We start from the raw sequence: 17,248 nt of genomic DNA, 5'->3' as shown, positions 1-17,248 counted from the left end.
TATATCCTGATTTTGACGTGTCCATCTATTGGATTCGTCAAAGTTGTTCATTGCATTTTATGCAATGTGCTCAACAAGAATTTTAACTGAATTAACATCCTTATCTATGATTAACAGAATCATTGATTTCTCAATCAATAACAAATTTATTATTGGTCTGCTCACATTAGCGCTAATTGGTGCTGGCATATACAGTATGACCCAAGTTCCTATCGATGCCGTACCCGATATTACCAATAATCAGGTACAGGTCATAACACAATCGCCCAATTTAGGAACGGAAGATATTGAGCAATTCGTAACCTATCCCGTCGAGGTGGCTATGAGCAATTTGCCCAACGTTAAGGAAATCCGCTCGGTTTCCCGTTTCGGGCTTTCCGTGGTAACTGTCGTTTTTGATGATGATATGGGCACCTATCTACCGCGTCAACTTGTTTCTGAAAAACTGACAGAAGTACGCGAACAAATTCCCGAAGGTTTTGGACAGCCAAGTATGGGACCAATTTCAACAGGCTTGGGGGAAGTGTATCAATATACCCTAAAAGTAAAACCTGAATTTCAAGATAAATATTCATTGTCTGATTTGCGAACAATGCAAGATTGGATTGTGCAACGGCAAATGGCAATGGTTCCCGGCGTTGTTGAAATTAACGCCATCGGCGGCAAAATAAAGCAGTATGAAGTCGCTGTTGACCCCAATGAATTAAGGGCAATCGGGTTGACGATTACTGACGTTTTTAAAGCTTTAGAAGCCAATAACAAAAACACAGGTGGTGCTTACATTGAGAAAAACCATCAGGCCAACTTCATTCGTGGCGAAGGTTTGATACGAAGCCTTGAAGATATTAGAAAAATAGTTATCAAAAATGAAAATGGCATACCAATTACTGTAAGCGACGTTGCCGTTGTAGGCTTTGGTTCTGCCGTGCGCTATGGGGCATTAACCCAGGATGGCGAAGGCGAGGTTGTTGGTGGTCTCGTTATGATGCTCAAAGGGGCAAACTCAAACGAGGTTATTGTCCGCGTGAAAGACCGGATGGACGAAATACAAAAATCGCTACCTGAAGGTGTCGTTATTCAGCCCTTATTGGACAGAAGTAAACTCATAAATGAAACTACAGGCACGGTGCGCAACAATCTGCTTGAAGGTGCACTCATCGTAATTTTTGTTCTTGTTTTCCTTTTAGGGAACTGGCGTGGTGGTCTTATTGTGGCCTCTACCATCCCCTTATCCCTATTGTTCGCATTTATTCTTATGAATGTTTTTGACGTATGGGCAAACCTTATGAGTTTGGGTGCCATCGATTTCGGCATTATCGTAGATGGCGCGGTCATTATTGTAGAAGCCAGCGTATTCTTAATGGGAAGCTACATCCTTAAAAAGAAGTCTTTAAACAAGGAAAAGCGCGATGACATAGCCGCAAACGCATCAAAAAAAATGATGAACGCCGCCTTCTTCGGGCAGTTGATAATCCTTATTGTATTCTTGCCCATACTGGCGTTAGAAGGAATCGAGGGCAAAATGTTTCACCCAATGGCGCTCACGTTCATATTTGCTATGACAGGTGCTATGTTTCTTTGCCTGACCTATGTACCAATGATGTCTGCCCTGTTCCTAAAACCACCCAAGACAGAAAAAAAATCTTGGGGCGACCGTTTTGTGCTATGGGTACAGCGGAAGTATGAGCCGCTATTAATCAAGACCTTGAACAAAGGGAAATGGATTGTTGGGATTGCCGTCGCCATATTTGCCCTTACCGTTTTTATGTTTACAAGAATGGGTGGCGAGTTCATTCCCCAACTTGATGAAGGCGATATTGCATTTCACGCTATACTTAAACCCGGAAGCTCACTAAGTGAGACCATTGAGACCACAACTAAAATAGAGCGTATTGTAAAAGCCGAATTTCCAGAGGTGGATAAGATAGTAAGTCGTATCGGTGTGGCCGAAGTGCCAACAGACCCGATGCCGATGGATTTTGCGGATGTCTTCGTCATTCTAAAACCTCAAGACGAATGGGTGTCCGCCGATAACAAGGATGAACTTATTGATAAAATGAAGGATGCCGTGAGTATAATTCCTGGTGTTAATTATGAGTTTACCCAACCCATCGAAATGCGCTTTAATGAACTGTTAGAGGGTATCCGTGAAGATGTTGCCATTAAAATTTACGGCGAGGATATTGACGTACTTGCTTCAAAAGCCGATGAGATTACAAAAATCATTGCAGGTACTGAAGGTATAGGCGATATGAGGGCAGAAGCCACTTCTGGACTGCCACAAATGACCATTAAATACAATCGCAACAAACTGGCTCAGTATGGGGTAAGTATTGACCAACTGAATACAATGGTGCAGTCCGCTTTTGCGGGCGGATATGCAGGTGTCATTTTTGAAGGCGAAAAGCGTTTTGATTTGGTCGTTCGGCTTGACGAGCAGAACCGTACTGATATAAGTGACATTCGGAATCTGTATATCAATTTACCGAATGGCTCACAGATTCCGCTTCAAGAATTGGCCACTATTGAATATACACCTGGTCCGATGCAGATTAGTCGGGACAATACCAATCGAAGAACCTATGTGGGTGTAAATGTTCGCGGACGCGATGTGGAATCCTTGGTTAACGAGATTAAGGATAAACTGGATGCAAACCTTGATTTACCACCAGGCTATTTTATCCGGTATGGTGGTGCATTTGAAAATCTCGAAAGAGCAAGCGAGCGATTACAGACTGTGGTTCCCATTGCTTTATTGCTGATTTTCATTTTGATATATTTCGCATTAAAATCATTCCCGCAAACCTTGATGATTTATTTGGCCATCCCAATGGCGACCATAGGCGGCGTGTTCGCTCTCTGGTTAAGGGATATGCCCTTCAGTATTTCCGCAGGGGTAGGTTTTATTGTGCTATTTGGTGTAGCAGTATTAAACGGATTGGTAATGATTAGCGGACTGAATGAATTGAAGGAAGAAGGCGTGACCAATTTGAAAGACCGTATCGTGGAAGGCACGAAACGTAGGATACGCCCAATAATGCTAACGGCCTTTACCGATATTTTAGGATTTCTTCCAATGGCGATATCAGCTTCGGCAGGTGCTGAAGTGCAGCGACCATTGGCAACTGTGGTTATAGGTGGATTGATAACTTCAACACTTTTGACGCTATTTATTCTTCCCATCTTTTACCAATGGGTCGAAAAACGGTCGGAACGGAAGAAGAAATTCAATCCAAAATTTGTTACCACAACGGCTGTTGTTTGTCTTCTGTTTACATCCGCCCTGCCTACCGAAGTGAATGCACAGGAAGGTTTCGTGCCTGCCCAGAGCGCAGTCGAAGGGAAAGCACAACAAATCCAACCTCAAGATTCTTTACCAATTATTTCATTGGAAAGAGCAGTAGAAATTTCCAAGGAAAACTATCCTTTATTGAAAACGAAACAGTTAGAAATTCAACGACAGAATGCACTCAAAGGAAATGCCTATGATTTTGGAAACACCCAAGTTTTTACGGGTGGCGAAGAAATTGCGGATGGTCAGGGCATTTATACTTTAGTTGGTGTAGGGCAACAAAATATAGACCTATTGGGTATTGGTGCAAAAAAGCGTCTGCAAAAACAACGTATTGCTTTGGCTGAAACCGCTCTCGACCTTTCTGGACTGCAAGTAGAACAGGAAGTGAAAAAGGCGTGGTCGCAGGCTTACCAACAAAGACAGAAATTTGAACTGTACCGCGAGCTGGATTCCATTTATTCAAAATTTGAAACGGCTATTCAACTCAACTTCGAAGTAGAAGCCATTTCCAGATTGGAATATTTATCGGCTAAAAATCAAGCGTTGCAAATCAGTAATAAACTGCAACAGGCCAAAAGCGACTATGCCATTGCCCTTCAAAAGTTAAATCTATGGTTGGTGTCAGATACGTACTATTCAGTTCCCAGAAATCTTGACGAAACTGAGGTAGTTATTTTGGGATTGGATTCGGATTTAGGAAAACATCCTGAGCTTAGACTTTCGCATAGGCGCATCGTCGAAGCCGAGGCAAAATATGATGCAGCTCGTGCTGACTTGTTACCCAAGTTCAACCTTCAGGGCGGGCTACAACAGGTAAATGGTAATAGCGGCTTTTACACCTATCAAGCAGGTATTTCCATCCCAATCTTTTCCGGAACACAGCGTAGTCAAGCCAAAGCCGCAAAAGTTGATAGTGAAATCGCAAAGACCAATGCAGACTTTACCCAGCGCCAATTACAATCCGAATATCGACAAGCCGTGCAAGTCTATCAAAAATGGAACGCATCTTGGCAATTTTATAGAGACAAAGCCTTGCCACTTGCCGAGGAACAGCGCAAGGGTGCGCTGCTTGCCTATAAGGAAGGTGCGGTGGACTATGCAGCATTCACGCAGATTATACGGGATGCTATAAACACCGAAATGGATGCGCTGGACGCGCTTGACAATTATCTAAAATCAGTATTCGAACTACAATATTTTAAGCAATAAAAAAATGAAAAACGTATCTAATTATATGGTTATCGGACTAACAATAATGCTTTTGGGGCTAACAGCCTGTGGGGATTCCAAATCCGAAACCGCCGAAAACAAAGGGGATAATCCCGAAACAGAAGAAGCACATTCAGAAAGCGAAGCTGAAGAAGTGATGCTTACAGCACAACAATATAATGCCTTGCAAATGAAAGTGGACACGCTCGCACAGCGCAATATGGGTGGTTATGTGCAAGCCAACGGCCAACTTGAAGTGCCACCACAGAATGAAGCCACTATAACTTCGGTTTTAGGTGCAAATGTGGTTTCCATCGAGGTTATCGAGGGCGATAAGGTCAACAAAGGTCAAACGGTCGCTTATTTATCACATCCCAATATTATCCAAAAGCAGACAGATTATCTCAATACTTATAGTAACAGCCAGTTTTTAAAGAAAGAATTTGAACGACAAAAAACCTTATATAACGCAGGTGTGGGCAGCGGTGCCAATTTTCAAAAAGCAGAAGCGGAATATCAGGCATCCAGAAGTATGGCGAACGGTTTGGAAGCACAATTACAACAATTAAATGTTAGTGCATCTGGCTTGAGAAACGGCACTATTTATCAACGTGTGGCCTTGCGAAGTCCCATTGAAGGCTTTGTGCAAAAAGTAGCCATCAAAACGGGACAGTATGTAGAACCTCAGACAGACCTAATGGAAATCGTGGACACCCATCACGTCCACGCCGATTTGATGGTTTTTGAAAAAGATGTTTATAAAGTAAAGGAAGGACAAAAAGTTACCTTCAATGTCCAATCTATTCCGGGAAAGGAACTTACAGCGGAAATTTATTCCGTGGGTAAAACTTTTGAGCAGAATCCAAAAGCAATACACGTACACGCAGAAATCGAAAATAAAGAAGGCAACCTGATACCGGGAATGTACATTCAAGGGCGTATTCAAACAGATAATTCGATGACCACGGCAATTCCTGAAAGTGCCATTGCAGCCGATGGCGAAAAGTCCTTTGTATTTACAGCAAAAAAGGAAGGCGAAGATTGGAAGTTTATGCCCGTGGAAATCATAAAAGGCACACACGATGGCGATTGGATTGCCATTGATTTTCTGACCGAACAAGAACCGAATACCAAATATGCCTTTAATAACGCCTACTATTTAATGGCGGAAATGAAAAAAGGGGAAAACGAGGAAGAAGGACATTAATGTGATGGATAAAAAGAGAAAACAAAATCTAAAACAAGCAAGAACGCTTCAAATCTGGAATGTCATCTATGACATTATCGAAGTGGTCGTATCGCTTATAGCGGGATTCACGGCAAATAGTTCGGCTTTGATAGGCTGGGGATTAGACAGCACTATCGAAGTCATAAGTGCGGGAACGCTGGGTTGGCGATTGCACGGTGAAATCAAGGGTCTGGACGAAAGGCGCGTAGAGCAAAGAAAAATGACAACCCTTTACGTTATTGCAATATCCTTTGCTCTCATATGTGTATTCATATCCTATGATTCCATATCAAAACTAATGAGTCAAGAAACTGCCACTTGGTCCACGTTAGGTATCGTGATACTGATAGTTTCATTAGTGGTGAACCCTATTCTGATTTACTACAAGCGAAAGTATGGGCACAAATTGGATAGCCCTGCTCTATTGGCAGATGCTAAAGACACTTTTATCTGTCTATATCAAACTGTGGTAGTTCTGATAGGCCTATTTCTCGTGAAATGGCTGGGCTGGTGGTGGGCTGACCCTGTTGCGGCCTTATTGATAGTGCCATACGCAGCAAAAGAAGGTTTGGAAGCCTATTCTAAAGCACAAAAAATCAAAAACAACATCGATAAGAAATGAAAGAAATAGAAAAAAGATTAAATGACAATGGGGTTCGTCCCACGGCAATGCGCATATTGATTTATAAGTATATGGCCGAAAAAGAAGTGGCCGTTGCGTTGACGGACATCGAGAACGCTTTCGCGAAAGCGGACAGGACTACGTTGTATCGTACTCTAAAAACTTTTGAGGAAAAAGGAATCGTGCACCAAATAGATGATGGCACCCACATTTCAAAATATGCATTATGTGAACCAGGTTGCAACTGCGAACTTGAACAAGATCTGCACTTGCATTTTCATTGCAACAACTGTGAAGAAACCGTTTGTCTGACTGAACAAAAAATTCCGCATATCAACTTGCCCGATGGATATATAGCTGAGGATGCGAATTTGATTGTTAAAGGCATTTGCGAAAAGTGTAGTGGATAATAAATGCACTTCCGTTGCATCAAAAATAAGAAGAAATTGCAAAAATTATGAAAAAGAAAAAAGTAAACTTACGTGACTTAGAACCCAAAGAACACCAGGGCGAACACAGTCACGATCATAGCAGCGCTAAAGAAGTTTCAAACTTTAGAACTTATCTACCAGCTATTTTCAGCTTTGTGATGTTGATAGCAGGAATTGCCATTGACTACTTTGATGCTTTTCCATTTTTCAAAGGATGGATTCGCTTATTGTGGTACACAGTAGCCTATATTCCAGTTGGATTTCCCGTGATTATTGAAGGATGGTACAGTATCAAAAATGGCGATTTTTTTACCGAGTTTTTATTGATGTCCATCGCTACCTTAGGGGCATTTGCCATTGGCGAATACCCTGAAGGGGTAGCCGTAATGTTGTTCTATGCCGTAGGCGAACTGTTCCAAAATGCGGCCGTTAACCGTGCGAAAGGTAACATAAAAGCCTTACTCGATGTACGTCCCAACGAGGCATTGGTTTATCGTGATGGTGATTATATTTCAGTTAGTCCCGAGTCTGTTGAGATTGGCGAAAAGATTCAGGTTCGTGTAGGCGAAAAGGTTCCGCTTGACGGTATTCTACTTTCAAAAAAAGGTTCTTTTAATACTGCTGCCTTGACAGGCGAAAGCAAACCTGATACTATTGCTAAAGGCGATACTGTTTTTGCCGGAAGCATTAATCTCGATGGTGTAATTGAGGTTCAAACCACCAAAGAATTCAAAGACAGTTCCATCGCACGTATTCTCGATATGGTACAGAATGCGACCGCCAGAAAATCAAAAACAGAATTATTCATTAGAAAATTTGCGCGCATTTATACACCAATCGTTGTATTCTTAGCAATTGGCTTAACATTCTTACCTTACTTCTTTGTAAATGATTACGTGTTTAGGGATTGGCTATATCGCGCATTGATATTCCTCGTGATTTCGTGCCCTTGCGCATTGGTTATTTCTATTCCTTTGGGCTATTTTGGCGGATTAGGTGCAGCATCACGCAACGGTATTCTGTTCAAAGGCGCATCCTTTCTGGATGCAATTACCAAAGTGAATACGGTCGTGATGGACAAAACAGGTACCGTTACCAAAGGGGTTTTTAAAATAAAGGAAATCAAACCCTTTACATTTGAGGAAACCGAGTTTGTGAAATACCTGATAGCAATGGAAGAACAGTCCACCCATCCTATCGCAAAGGCTATCCTCGAATATAAAGCAGACGGTTCGGATTATGAAGCGACTAATGTTTCAGAGGTTGCCGGAAAGGGATTGAAAGGAACAGTCAACGGAAAGACAGTTTTGGTAGGTAACAAAGCCTTGATGATTTCAAACAAGATAAAAGTTCCTTCAGAAACAGATGGTATTGTAGAATCAATCGTTATGGTATCCATTGATGGGAAATTTGCAGGTTATGTAACCATTGCAGATGAACTAAAGGATGATGCTCACCAAGCCATTAAACAAATTCGAGATTCAGGAATTTCCAAGATCATAATGCTATCAGGCGACAAGGACTCTATTACACAACAAGTTGCAAAAGAATTGAACATCGATTGGGCAAAAGGCGGATTGTTACCTGAAGACAAACTGAACGAAGTTGAAGAGCTCAAGCAACAACCTGATACAAGAGTAGCATTTATTGGTGATGGCATCAATGATGCACCCGTTTTGGCAGCAAGTGGTGTAGGTATTGCAATGGGTGGTTTAGGAAGCGATGTCGCAATCGAAACTGCCGATGTTATTATACAGACAGATCAACCGAGTAAGATTGCAAGAGCGATTCAAATTGGTCGTTCAACTCGAAAAATTGTATGGCAAAATATTGGTTTGGCCTTCGGTGTAAAAGTAATAGTTCTAATTCTTGGTGCTGGTGGATTAGCAACAATGTGGGAAGCTGTTTTTGCAGATGTAGGTGTTGCGTTGCTGGCTATTTTTAATGCGGTTAGATTACATAAGATGAAGTGGGATTAAAAATGGTATAATTATTTATGGGACACCATTTAAACAAAAACATTTAGTATTCGTAAACTACTCAGCACATTCCCCTTCATTTCGCGAATGGCTACATTACGGGAAAAAGCTTCAATACAAAAGTCTTGGACACAATCCCAATTCCAGCTTTCCATTCGGTTAACCCTTCCCGCTGCGCTGGGAAGAAACACTTCATTTCAGAGCCAAAATTGTGTAGTAAGTTCACCTTAAACCCATCAGCACATTCAAAAAGTCTATTTGTTTTTTAATTCAGTTATATTGTGTGAAATTTTAGCTTAAATGGAAAAACTAACGGAAAATAGAACCATTGAATTACTGATGCCTCATTTGGTTCAACAAGGCTATGAAATAGAAAGTTTCTGTCTTGGCCAAACGAGAGGGTATGATATTGTTGCGAACAGAAAAAGTGAAAAATTACTTATTGAAGTAAAAGGCGCAAAAGCACACAAGGATTCGCCAACAAAACGACGAGATTATTTCAACTCTGGACAGATTAAAACCCATTTAGGTAAAGCAATTATCAAATGCTTAGAAACCAAAGTTGCTTTTCCAAATGCAAAAATTGCCATTGCTCATCCCGAGGATGAACAAATAAGAAAAGCAACAGCCAGTATTATTCCTGAGTTGAATAAGATAGGCATACGGCATTATTGGGTTAATGCTAATGGAACAGTAACTCTTGAAAAATAATTTATTTTGAACACAGTAACAAATTCCAAACTATCCTCTTTATTTCATTTCTTGAAAGAAAATAGGGCTTATAATAAGAAGGTGCAATCCAATTCTTATAATCTGTTTTTAGCACCGTTCGATTCTCTTGAAGATAAATTATATTCAGCTCTTCATCACGTAGCGAATACCCAAAGCCAACCTAAAATTGATATTCTCGCACCTTTTTTTCAAAAAGTATATTCCAATAAAACCCAGCTTCATAGTTTTAAGACATTCATCGATTTTCTAACAGATAAAGAAAACGATGTTCATAATTATGAATCGCTTTACTATGGTATGTTGAGACAAAAAGGTTGGGGTAATAAAACGTCTGCATTGTTTGCCAAAACCATTTATCATTTACATAATGGTGCGTATGGATTTCAAAATCCAATATGGGACGATGCACCGAAAACCATTGACAAAGAAGAAAAAATCTTCTTGCCTGTAGATGCTGTAATTGAAGCAATTTTCCATAGTATTGACCCCTCTATTAAGTGGAATTTCCATAAAATTAATAAACTTCTACAGGATAATTATTCCTCTGAAGAAATGGAAGTTTGGGACGACCTTTGGTTCTGGGGATTTATAAACCAACGTGGTTCCGGTCTAACAAGAGAATTTATTTGGAACGAATCCAAATATTGGGCATTACTTGAGACTGAAAAGAATGGTGTTGTGATTGAAGAGATAAAATTGAAATCGTTGCAATTCCTTTCCATATTGAACCCAAAACAGTAACATATGTATTTGCTATTATCATATTCTAAGTTTGTCTGAATTTAGATAGGTTTAATTTCCAATTATTACCACTTAATCTATATAGTGGCAAAAATTTGTTTTCAAATATTCACCACTTTTTTGTATTTTTGGCAAAGTTTTGATTTTTAACTATGCCAAAGATTATTGAAAATAAATTGATAGAAGCTTTCAAAGACCGTAGTTCTTTTGATAGGGATGCGCTATATAACTTCTATCTGGATTTCGAACCAGATCTAAAAGAGAGTACATTTAGTTGGCGAATTTATGACCTGAAGAAAAAGGACATAATTAAAACCATTGGTCGTGGACTTTATGTTATTTCCTATAAACCTAAATATAAACCTCTTCTATCAGATAGTGTGTTCAAAATAGCCCGTAAAACCAATGAGCGTTTTGAAGATATAAAATATGCCATTTGGGAAACCCAATGGCTCAATGAGTTTTCTCAGCACCAGGCGTCAAATCAAATGATTGTCGTCGAAGTAGAAAAAGAGTTTGTAGACTCACTCTATTACTATCTAAATGATAATCTAAGAATGGATTTTTTCCTAAATCCAGATGAAAAGGAAATTCAATTCTATATTTCAGAAAGTAACGTGCCAGTTATCATTAAACGTTTGGTGACAAGGGCACCCATTCAAAAAATAAAGAATAAAAAAGCGGTAGTGCCCATTGCAACTCTTGAAAAGATTATGGTGGACCTGTTTGCAGATGAAAATCTGCTACATTTTTACCAAGGTTCTGAAATGGTAAACATCTACGAAAAAATAATTGATAGATATAGCATCAATTTTACAAAGTTGTTCAGCTATGCCAAAAGGCGCAAAAAGGAACAGGAAATAAAGCAATTTATAAGCAACCACATTTCAAATTTTTTAGAAGATATTCAATATGATTAACAACAAAAGTTTTGAAAAGGAATGGCTGAATGGCTTCCGTGCAAAAAAGGAACATAAGGGTATCGATGTAACTATATTGGAAAAAATGGTTCACGCACTATCATTACTCGAACATTTAAAAGTTTCAGGACTCGATTTTGTTTTCAAAGGGGGAACATCACTTGTGCTTTTGCTAAAAGAAGGGAACCGATTTTCTATTGATATCGATATTATTTCCAGCGTTGAGCGTGATAAATTAGAAGAAATTTTGAATGTAGTTGTAGCCAATTCACATTTCAAAAAGCATGTGCTTAATGAGCATAGAAGTTATAAGGAAGGTGTTCCAAAGGCACATTACACCTTTGAGTTCGAGTCGGTATATAATCCAAACGTTCCTGGAACCATTCTATTGGATATCCTTTTTGACAGTCCGCACTATCCAGAACTTATAGAATCGCCCATTGAAACACCTTGGCTGTCAATCGATGGAACTGCTACAACGATTACTACGCCTTCGGTAAACGCTATTTGTGGCGATAAGCTAACAGCTTTTGCACCAGATACCATAGGGATACCATACTACAAAGGCGACCAGTTATTTGCTATGGAAATCTGCAAGCAATTGTTCGACTTGGGAAAACTTTTTGAAAATATTACTGATGTAGCAATGGTAAAGAAAAGTTTTTCAGCTTTCGCGAAAGCAGAACTATCCTATCGAAGTTCAGACAAGGATTTTAGTAAAAGGAAACTCAATGAAAAGGATGTGCTATGGGATTCCATAAATACCTGTGCTATTATGGCAAGACGAGAACGTAACCCAACTGCTGAAAAGAAAAAGAAATTTGCAGATTTAAGCTCTGGCATACGAAGCTTTGGTAGCGCATTTTTAATGACAGGGAACTTTAGGATTGAAGAAGCATTGGCAGCTTCGGCCAAAGTAGCCTATTTGAATGCTATTATTCTACAAAAAGAGGATGTTGAAATAGAATATTATGAGAATCAGGATACAAAGGAATTGGTTATTAAAAATCCGGATTGGGCCTTTTTGAACAGATTAAAACGCCAACCCGATAAATCTATATTTTATTATTGGTACAAGGCGGTAGAACTATTGTAAATTAATGTGAATGGAATTAAAATATATTATAGAAATCTGTGTCGCTATCGACATCGCAATTTTGGGTATAGCATATCCTATTATCGTGGATAAAATATCCAATATAGGCCACAAGTTTTCATCAAACTATTTGGCCAATGCTTTTGAAAATGAATTTCCGCAGACAAAACTTTTTGGTGTTTTTCCGGGAAGGTCAAGAAGAATAACAGTATTTGAATGGGTTTTGTTCTTTACAATCGGCTCTTTTATATTCTTAATATTAGACCGTGAACCTCTTTTTTGGAAAGATAATTGGATAATGCAAAACTCAGCAAAACTTCTAACGCTATTCTTAACATTATCATTGGTTGTTATTTTTATTATTTGGTTAGATAAGGTTTCGCTGTACAATGGCAAGTCCACACGTTTGCTTACCTATATAATTTCCGAATACCGAAAGCTAAAAAAAGATCAAGATGATAAATACCATTTTAAGATTATCAATGAACTTGCAATATTTGCCATTAGGACACAGGATAAAGGTTTAGAAGAAACATTGGTTAATTTCTACACGGAAGAATTCAATAATTACCGTGCTAACTTCATTAGACCAAGAGAGGAAGAAAAACCAGATGGATTTGAAAACTTTAAAGTTGAGTTTAATCACGAGTTCCACTATGGTATCAGGGAAATCATTAGAGAAGTTGCCAAAGGTAGAAATGAAGACTTGCAAAGTCTCGAATATTTTGTTGTAAGTGGCGTATGGCTAATGGGACAAGGTATTTTTGAAACACCCATCTCAAACGAGACCTATAAAGAACTCTGGCGAAATGTTGTACTCATATCAAACAATGCCAAGTTTGTGGGTAATTACTGGGGTACGGCACATCAATATTTTAATTTTGGATTGCAACGAGTCTATGGAACAAATTACGATTTTGAGACTCAGAAATATGAGAACCAGTCGTTAATAGATAAAAGGGACATCGAGAGAAAACGTTTTTTTGAGTTTCACTTGGCATTAGGGGGCCTATTGATATACCAGAAAAACTATGAAGCCCTTAAAAAATTATTTACATACACACAAAACCAGCCACCTAAATATGTTCTGCTGCCAAATAATATGACTGAGATTTTTACGTGGTTCAGTAGTTTTAAAGATGAGTTTGGCAGAGGTTATTACCCTATTGATTTATCATACCCTTTTCCAGGATTGGATAATTTAGGAAACAGAAGGCGTGTTACATTCTACATCTGTCAGTATTTGACGTTGCTTTTTCTAAGACAGTTTAAACTGCCAGAACACAATACCTACGACAATTTTACAGGACAACCTACATTACCTCAAGCCGAAGTGTTAGAATTACTACGTTGGCAAGAGTCCATAAACTATTTCAGGTTTTGTTTAAAAAAGGTGTTGAAAGATAAAAATCTCTTAAATACTATATGATATGAAAAAGAAGGAGATAAAGAAGCTAAAAAAGAAGTCATCAAAATTTATTGATGTTCTCGAATCATCAATTGAAGAGGCTATTGAGGATGCAAGATTAAATGCGGATATTGACTACGAAAAAGAATGGGAATTTTATGAAAAATCTAAAGGTGCAATAGTTGGAGCATTAGAAAAGTTTGATAGTATTCAAAATTCAGAGAAGGATTTTGAAGGAGAGCCTACTATTTCCTTCGGTGTAAACGGTACAATGAATTTATTTCAAAAATCTGCATTTACAACTGGAGATATTCCACATCTAAATGCAGACACGATATTATCCCAGCAGATAGTTTACCAGAACATCAATTATTATATTCCCAACGCATTTTTATCAGCTCGGAAAAAGAGGTATCTTCTTCGTAAAGAAGATTTAGTAAAAGGGATAGAAAAATTGGGTTTTGATACGGACACAGATATTATGGTAGCAATGAATCTTAATGTTTATGGAATTGATGACTTCCAGAAGATTGAGGAATATATTACCAGAGTACCATCTACAGGGCTCAAAAATGTACTGTTTGTTTTGCCAAAAGCCGATTTGCCTATCTTAAAACATAAAGAACTTGAGGTTAGTGAACAGCAAGAACATCAATTGGGCATATTAGATGATGATAGAAAAATCTACGGTTCATTAATCGATCTAACACAAGATGCCAATGCGAATCAAAGAGAAAAATGGAAAAATTCAAACATTGATTTTGCGACCGATTTAAAAGTACAGTTAACTATAGCTTTTATTACTGAAGTTGTTTGGAAAGCCAATGCTAATGTAGTTCAAATTAATATTGAAACTTCATTAAAGGAACAGGGCATCGTAAATGAGCTGTCTGCTATAGAGAAGTTGGTGCCAAAAAAGGAAACCAATGATTGAGTTCAGAAACCCTCATCATATAGAACCACCAGGCGTTTTGAGACAAATTCTGTCTCATCCCGCAAATGACACAGAAGTTATTGAACTTGCAGTTTTTCAAGAACATCGTTACGCATTTTTCTATTGGAACAAATGGATGCAAGACAATAAACCTAAGAATCCACCTTGTTTGGTTTCATTGGATTGGCATCAGGATCTATGCTATCCGTGTGAAACAGAAAGAGAATGGTTAGATAAATTAGATTTAACGAGTGATGCAGAAGTGTCTTTATTTTCTTGGGCAAAACTTGCGGGCAATAATGATGGCCATATATTATGTGCGGCATATCTTAACTTGATTGGCGATATTTATGTGCATTGTAGACAAGAAATGGGTCGAAATACTTGGCAAGATGAAGAATTGACAGATACCTATGGCAACAAACACACCATCAAAAAATTCAAAACTTATGAAGGTCTTCAAGATGCGCTTCTGAAGGCGTCAAAGTCGTCCGTATTTTTTGATATTGATTTGGATTTCTTTTCAGTAAATAACGGCCTGAGTGATGGCTCGTTCGAATTCACGTATCTTCAAGAAGAAGAAATAAGAACGATGTTGGATAAAGACCATCCGCTAATAAGTTGGATTTTTGAGCGGATAAAAGGGTTTACTATTGCAACAGAACCTGAACATTGTGGTGGGCTTTTAAAAAGCAACAAATTTCTTGACCTAATTAGTGACATTTTTTTCAACCCAGAGTTATTTGCCCCAAAATGCAATTGGAAATGGAAACCAAAGTATTAATAATCCACTCAGCACATTCCCCTACATTCCACGCTCGCCTGCTGAAAAAGCAGGCAACCACTTCATTCCGTGAAAAGAGCTTCACTACAAAGGTCTTGGACACAATCCCCCAATTTCAGCTTTCCATTCCGCTAACCCTTCCTGCTATGCTGGGAAGGAACATTTATCCTGAACGATGTTGAAGGGCTCCATTCCCGCGCCAAAATTGTGAATTAAGTCCGCCAAAAAGTAAATAATATTCATACAATAAATCAGCAATTTAAACTCGTAAAATACACCCATCAAAAGACTACGGCATAAAGCCACCACCTAAGTCAATACTAATTTATTCCGTTTCCTTTTGAGCTGTGATTTTAGCTTCCGTTTGGGTGCTGCTCAAATATTGTATAACTAAAATTAGGATTATGAAACTAATATCTGAAAAACCTATTATTTCATTACGAGAAGCAAAAGAACATTATGAATCAAGTCGTGAAAATTACAAGAATGATAGTGCTGAAAGTCATTTACCGTACTATAGAGAAAAGTATCCACTTTACTACCAAGTACTATTAAATAATGTTTAACCTACCTGTCTGCAGACAGGTCTAAATTTAAAAGTTATGTGTTTACAAAATTTACAACAGGATAACATTTTTGTTCCATCAGAAATGAAATCCTTAAAAAGTCTGACCCCGGTGGAATCCCTTAGGGGGTTTGAAAATGCCATCATCTCAAATGGAAAAATTGTGAATGTAGTGTCTAACAGTTACTGCCACGTTCCTAATCAGTTGTTCTTTAAGAAAGCTGAAGCAATGCTGGTCGAAGCACAATTGGACTATTACACGCGCACCGTTAATAAAAATGATAGGTCCTTCATAGCCGAATTCATTATCATCAATAAATCGGTTTACAGTCAAGAATGAAAATGATTTGATGTTGCCGATGCTTCGGTTCAAAAACTTGTATGACGGAAGTGAAAAAACTTCTGGCCACTTTGGCTATTACAGAGAGGTATGCTCTAACGGTTTGCACGTTTCAGAAGTGCAAGTCGAATTTTCCATCAAGCACGATAGAAACTACAACTACAGCGAGGTGGTAATGCCAAGGCTGAACGACTTATTCAATAAGTTTCTGGAAAATGAATTTTACAGGATTTCTAATAAGTTCAAAAAGATGAAGGATTTTAAAATCATAGACACTAAGGAATTCGTAAAAGCTATTCTGGAAAAAACAAAGCTGTTCAGATATGAAAGTAGCAATAAGAATGATGACCCTTCCAAGTTATCCCGTGAAGTCATCGGAGTGTTAAACTATGAAACTCTGTTGCTTGATGAAGTGCCTAATTTGTGGTTGGGTTATAATGCATTTAATTCAACAATACACGAAACATTAAAGAAAGGTTTTGGACAACAAGAACGGTTGGACAAAATGCTGTTTGATGAAGTCTATGCGATGGCATAGCATTAATATTGGTTCATCCGGTACCTCAAACTGGATGGCTAAATATATAACAAACGATTCCATCTAATCCCACTCAGCACATTCCCCGTCATTCCACAAAAAGCTATATTCCGTGAAAAAAGCTTCACTACACAAGTCTTGGACACAATCCCCAATTTTAGCTTTCCATTCCGTTAACCCTTCCCGCTTCTCTGGGAAGGAACACTTCATTCCTTTGCCATAATTGTGAATTAAGTCCGCTTTTCATCGGAAAGTCATCACTTCGGTTTTCTTAACAGGATTTTCGGCGCGGTCTTCTTGAGCCCTCACTCGAAAATCCTTAAAAACCGAACCGCTGCCTTACACATTTTAAGGGGTTTATAATGGATAAAGCCTTTATTGTTTTTCGGTACAGCGAAAAACAGGCACGACATAACCAATTCTAAT

14 protein-coding genes are annotated in these 17,248 nt (G+C 38.6%); all 14 read left to right on the top strand.

Annotation, left to right across the window (positions count from 1 at the left end; genetic code table 11):
* Positions 1 to 106: 106 nt before the first annotated feature.
* The 14 genes from IQ282_RS11235 (at position 107) to IQ282_RS14995 (ending at position 16,822) form a co-directional block, all read left to right on the top strand.
* A complete protein-coding gene (locus IQ282_RS11235; RefSeq protein ID WP_194851974.1) occupies positions 107 to 4,504 on the top strand; it encodes a CusA/CzcA family heavy metal efflux RND transporter in 4,398 nt (1,465 codons plus the stop codon).
* A 4-nt stretch (positions 4,505 to 4,508) separates the two neighbouring features.
* Positions 4,509 to 5,711, top strand: a complete 1,203-nt coding sequence (locus tag IQ282_RS11230; RefSeq protein ID WP_194851973.1) for an efflux RND transporter periplasmic adaptor subunit — start codon at positions 4,509 to 4,511, stop codon at positions 5,709 to 5,711.
* A gap of 4 nt (positions 5,712 to 5,715) precedes the next feature.
* Positions 5,716 to 6,354, top strand: coding sequence for a cation diffusion facilitator family transporter (locus IQ282_RS11225; RefSeq protein WP_194851972.1), 639 nt, complete (start codon positions 5,716 to 5,718; stop codon positions 6,352 to 6,354).
* Positions 6,351 to 6,764, top strand: a complete 414-nt coding sequence (locus IQ282_RS11220) for a Fur family transcriptional regulator (RefSeq protein WP_194851971.1) — start codon at positions 6,351 to 6,353, stop codon at positions 6,762 to 6,764. The genes IQ282_RS11225 and IQ282_RS11220 overlap by 4 nt, the downstream gene beginning before the upstream one ends.
* Before the next feature lie 47 nt (positions 6,765 to 6,811).
* Positions 6,812 to 8,764, top strand: coding sequence for a heavy metal translocating P-type ATPase (locus tag IQ282_RS11215; RefSeq protein ID WP_194851970.1), 1,953 nt, complete (start codon positions 6,812 to 6,814; stop codon positions 8,762 to 8,764).
* Positions 8,765 to 9,064: 300 nt separating this feature from the next.
* The gene (locus tag IQ282_RS11210; protein ID WP_194851969.1) at positions 9,065 to 9,475 is read left to right on the top strand and encodes a hypothetical protein; all 411 of its coding nucleotides are present in this window, start codon (positions 9,065 to 9,067) and stop codon (positions 9,473 to 9,475) included.
* Positions 9,476 to 9,526: 51 nt separating this feature from the next.
* Positions 9,527 to 10,237 carry a hypothetical protein gene (locus IQ282_RS11205; protein WP_194851968.1) on the top strand — a complete coding sequence of 237 codons (711 nt, stop codon included), beginning with the start codon at positions 9,527 to 9,529 and terminating at the stop codon, positions 10,235 to 10,237.
* Positions 10,238 to 10,389: 152 nt separating this feature from the next.
* Complete coding sequence (locus IQ282_RS11200) at positions 10,390 to 11,157, top strand: DUF6577 family protein (RefSeq protein ID WP_178987079.1); 768 nt, start codon at positions 10,390 to 10,392, stop codon at positions 11,155 to 11,157.
* On the top strand, positions 11,150 to 12,253 hold the full coding sequence (locus tag IQ282_RS11195) for a nucleotidyl transferase AbiEii/AbiGii toxin family protein (RefSeq protein WP_194851967.1): 1,104 nt from the start codon (positions 11,150 to 11,152) through the stop codon (positions 12,251 to 12,253). Before IQ282_RS11200 ends, IQ282_RS11195 begins: the two co-directional genes overlap by 8 nt.
* Positions 12,254 to 12,263: 10 nt before the next feature.
* Positions 12,264 to 13,682, top strand: a complete 1,419-nt coding sequence (locus IQ282_RS11190) for a hypothetical protein (protein WP_194851966.1) — start codon at positions 12,264 to 12,266, stop codon at positions 13,680 to 13,682.
* A 1-nt stretch (position 13,683) separates the two neighbouring features.
* A complete protein-coding gene (locus IQ282_RS11185) occupies positions 13,684 to 14,595 on the top strand; it encodes a hypothetical protein (protein WP_194851965.1) in 912 nt (303 codons plus the stop codon).
* The gene (locus IQ282_RS11180) at positions 14,588 to 15,379 is read left to right on the top strand and encodes a UPF0489 family protein (RefSeq protein ID WP_194851964.1); all 792 of its coding nucleotides are present in this window, start codon (positions 14,588 to 14,590) and stop codon (positions 15,377 to 15,379) included. The genes IQ282_RS11185 and IQ282_RS11180 overlap by 8 nt, the downstream gene beginning before the upstream one ends.
* A gap of 602 nt (positions 15,380 to 15,981) precedes the next feature.
* Positions 15,982 to 16,284 (top strand): hypothetical protein, encoded by a 303-nt coding sequence (locus IQ282_RS15000; RefSeq protein WP_228547314.1) that lies wholly within the window; start codon positions 15,982 to 15,984, stop codon positions 16,282 to 16,284.
* 10 nt (positions 16,285 to 16,294) lie between these two features.
* Complete coding sequence (locus IQ282_RS14995; RefSeq protein ID WP_262893095.1) at positions 16,295 to 16,822, top strand: DUF945 domain-containing protein; 528 nt, start codon at positions 16,295 to 16,297, stop codon at positions 16,820 to 16,822.
* Positions 16,823 to 17,248 lie beyond the last annotated feature (426 nt).

Origin of the sequence: Nonlabens antarcticus, from assembly GCF_015356755.1 — a bacterium.
Classification (GTDB): domain Bacteria; phylum Bacteroidota; class Bacteroidia; order Flavobacteriales; family Flavobacteriaceae; genus Nonlabens; species Nonlabens antarcticus.
Note: the sequence above shows the minus strand (reverse complement) of the source record. Positions and strands in the feature narration are given on the sequence as shown.

Excerpts from the sequence above, each read along its gene's own strand:
- IQ282_RS11235 (WP_194851974.1), top strand. The coding sequence starts at position 107 with ATGATTAACAGAATCATTGATTTCTCAATCAATAACAAATTTATTATT.
- IQ282_RS11230 (WP_194851973.1), top strand. The coding sequence starts at position 4,509 with ATGAAAAACGTATCTAATTATATGGTTATCGGACTAACAATAATGCTT.
- IQ282_RS11225 (WP_194851972.1), top strand. The coding sequence starts at position 5,716 with ATGGATAAAAAGAGAAAACAAAATCTAAAACAAGCAAGAACGCTTCAA.
- IQ282_RS11220 (WP_194851971.1), top strand. The coding sequence starts at position 6,351 with ATGAAAGAAATAGAAAAAAGATTAAATGACAATGGGGTTCGTCCCACG.
- IQ282_RS11215 (WP_194851970.1), top strand. The coding sequence starts at position 6,812 with ATGAAAAAGAAAAAAGTAAACTTACGTGACTTAGAACCCAAAGAACAC.
- IQ282_RS11210 (WP_194851969.1), top strand. The coding sequence starts at position 9,065 with ATGGAAAAACTAACGGAAAATAGAACCATTGAATTACTGATGCCTCAT.
- IQ282_RS11200 (WP_178987079.1), top strand. The coding sequence starts at position 10,390 with ATGCCAAAGATTATTGAAAATAAATTGATAGAAGCTTTCAAAGACCGT.
- IQ282_RS11195 (WP_194851967.1), top strand. The coding sequence starts at position 11,150 with ATGATTAACAACAAAAGTTTTGAAAAGGAATGGCTGAATGGCTTCCGT.
- IQ282_RS11190 (WP_194851966.1), top strand. The coding sequence starts at position 12,264 with ATGGAATTAAAATATATTATAGAAATCTGTGTCGCTATCGACATCGCA.
- IQ282_RS11185 (WP_194851965.1), top strand. The coding sequence starts at position 13,684 with ATGAAAAAGAAGGAGATAAAGAAGCTAAAAAAGAAGTCATCAAAATTT.
- IQ282_RS11180 (WP_194851964.1), top strand. The coding sequence starts at position 14,588 with ATGATTGAGTTCAGAAACCCTCATCATATAGAACCACCAGGCGTTTTG.
- IQ282_RS15000 (WP_228547314.1), top strand. The coding sequence starts at position 15,982 with ATGTGTTTACAAAATTTACAACAGGATAACATTTTTGTTCCATCAGAA.
- IQ282_RS14995 (WP_262893095.1), top strand. The coding sequence starts at position 16,295 with ATGTTGCCGATGCTTCGGTTCAAAAACTTGTATGACGGAAGTGAAAAA.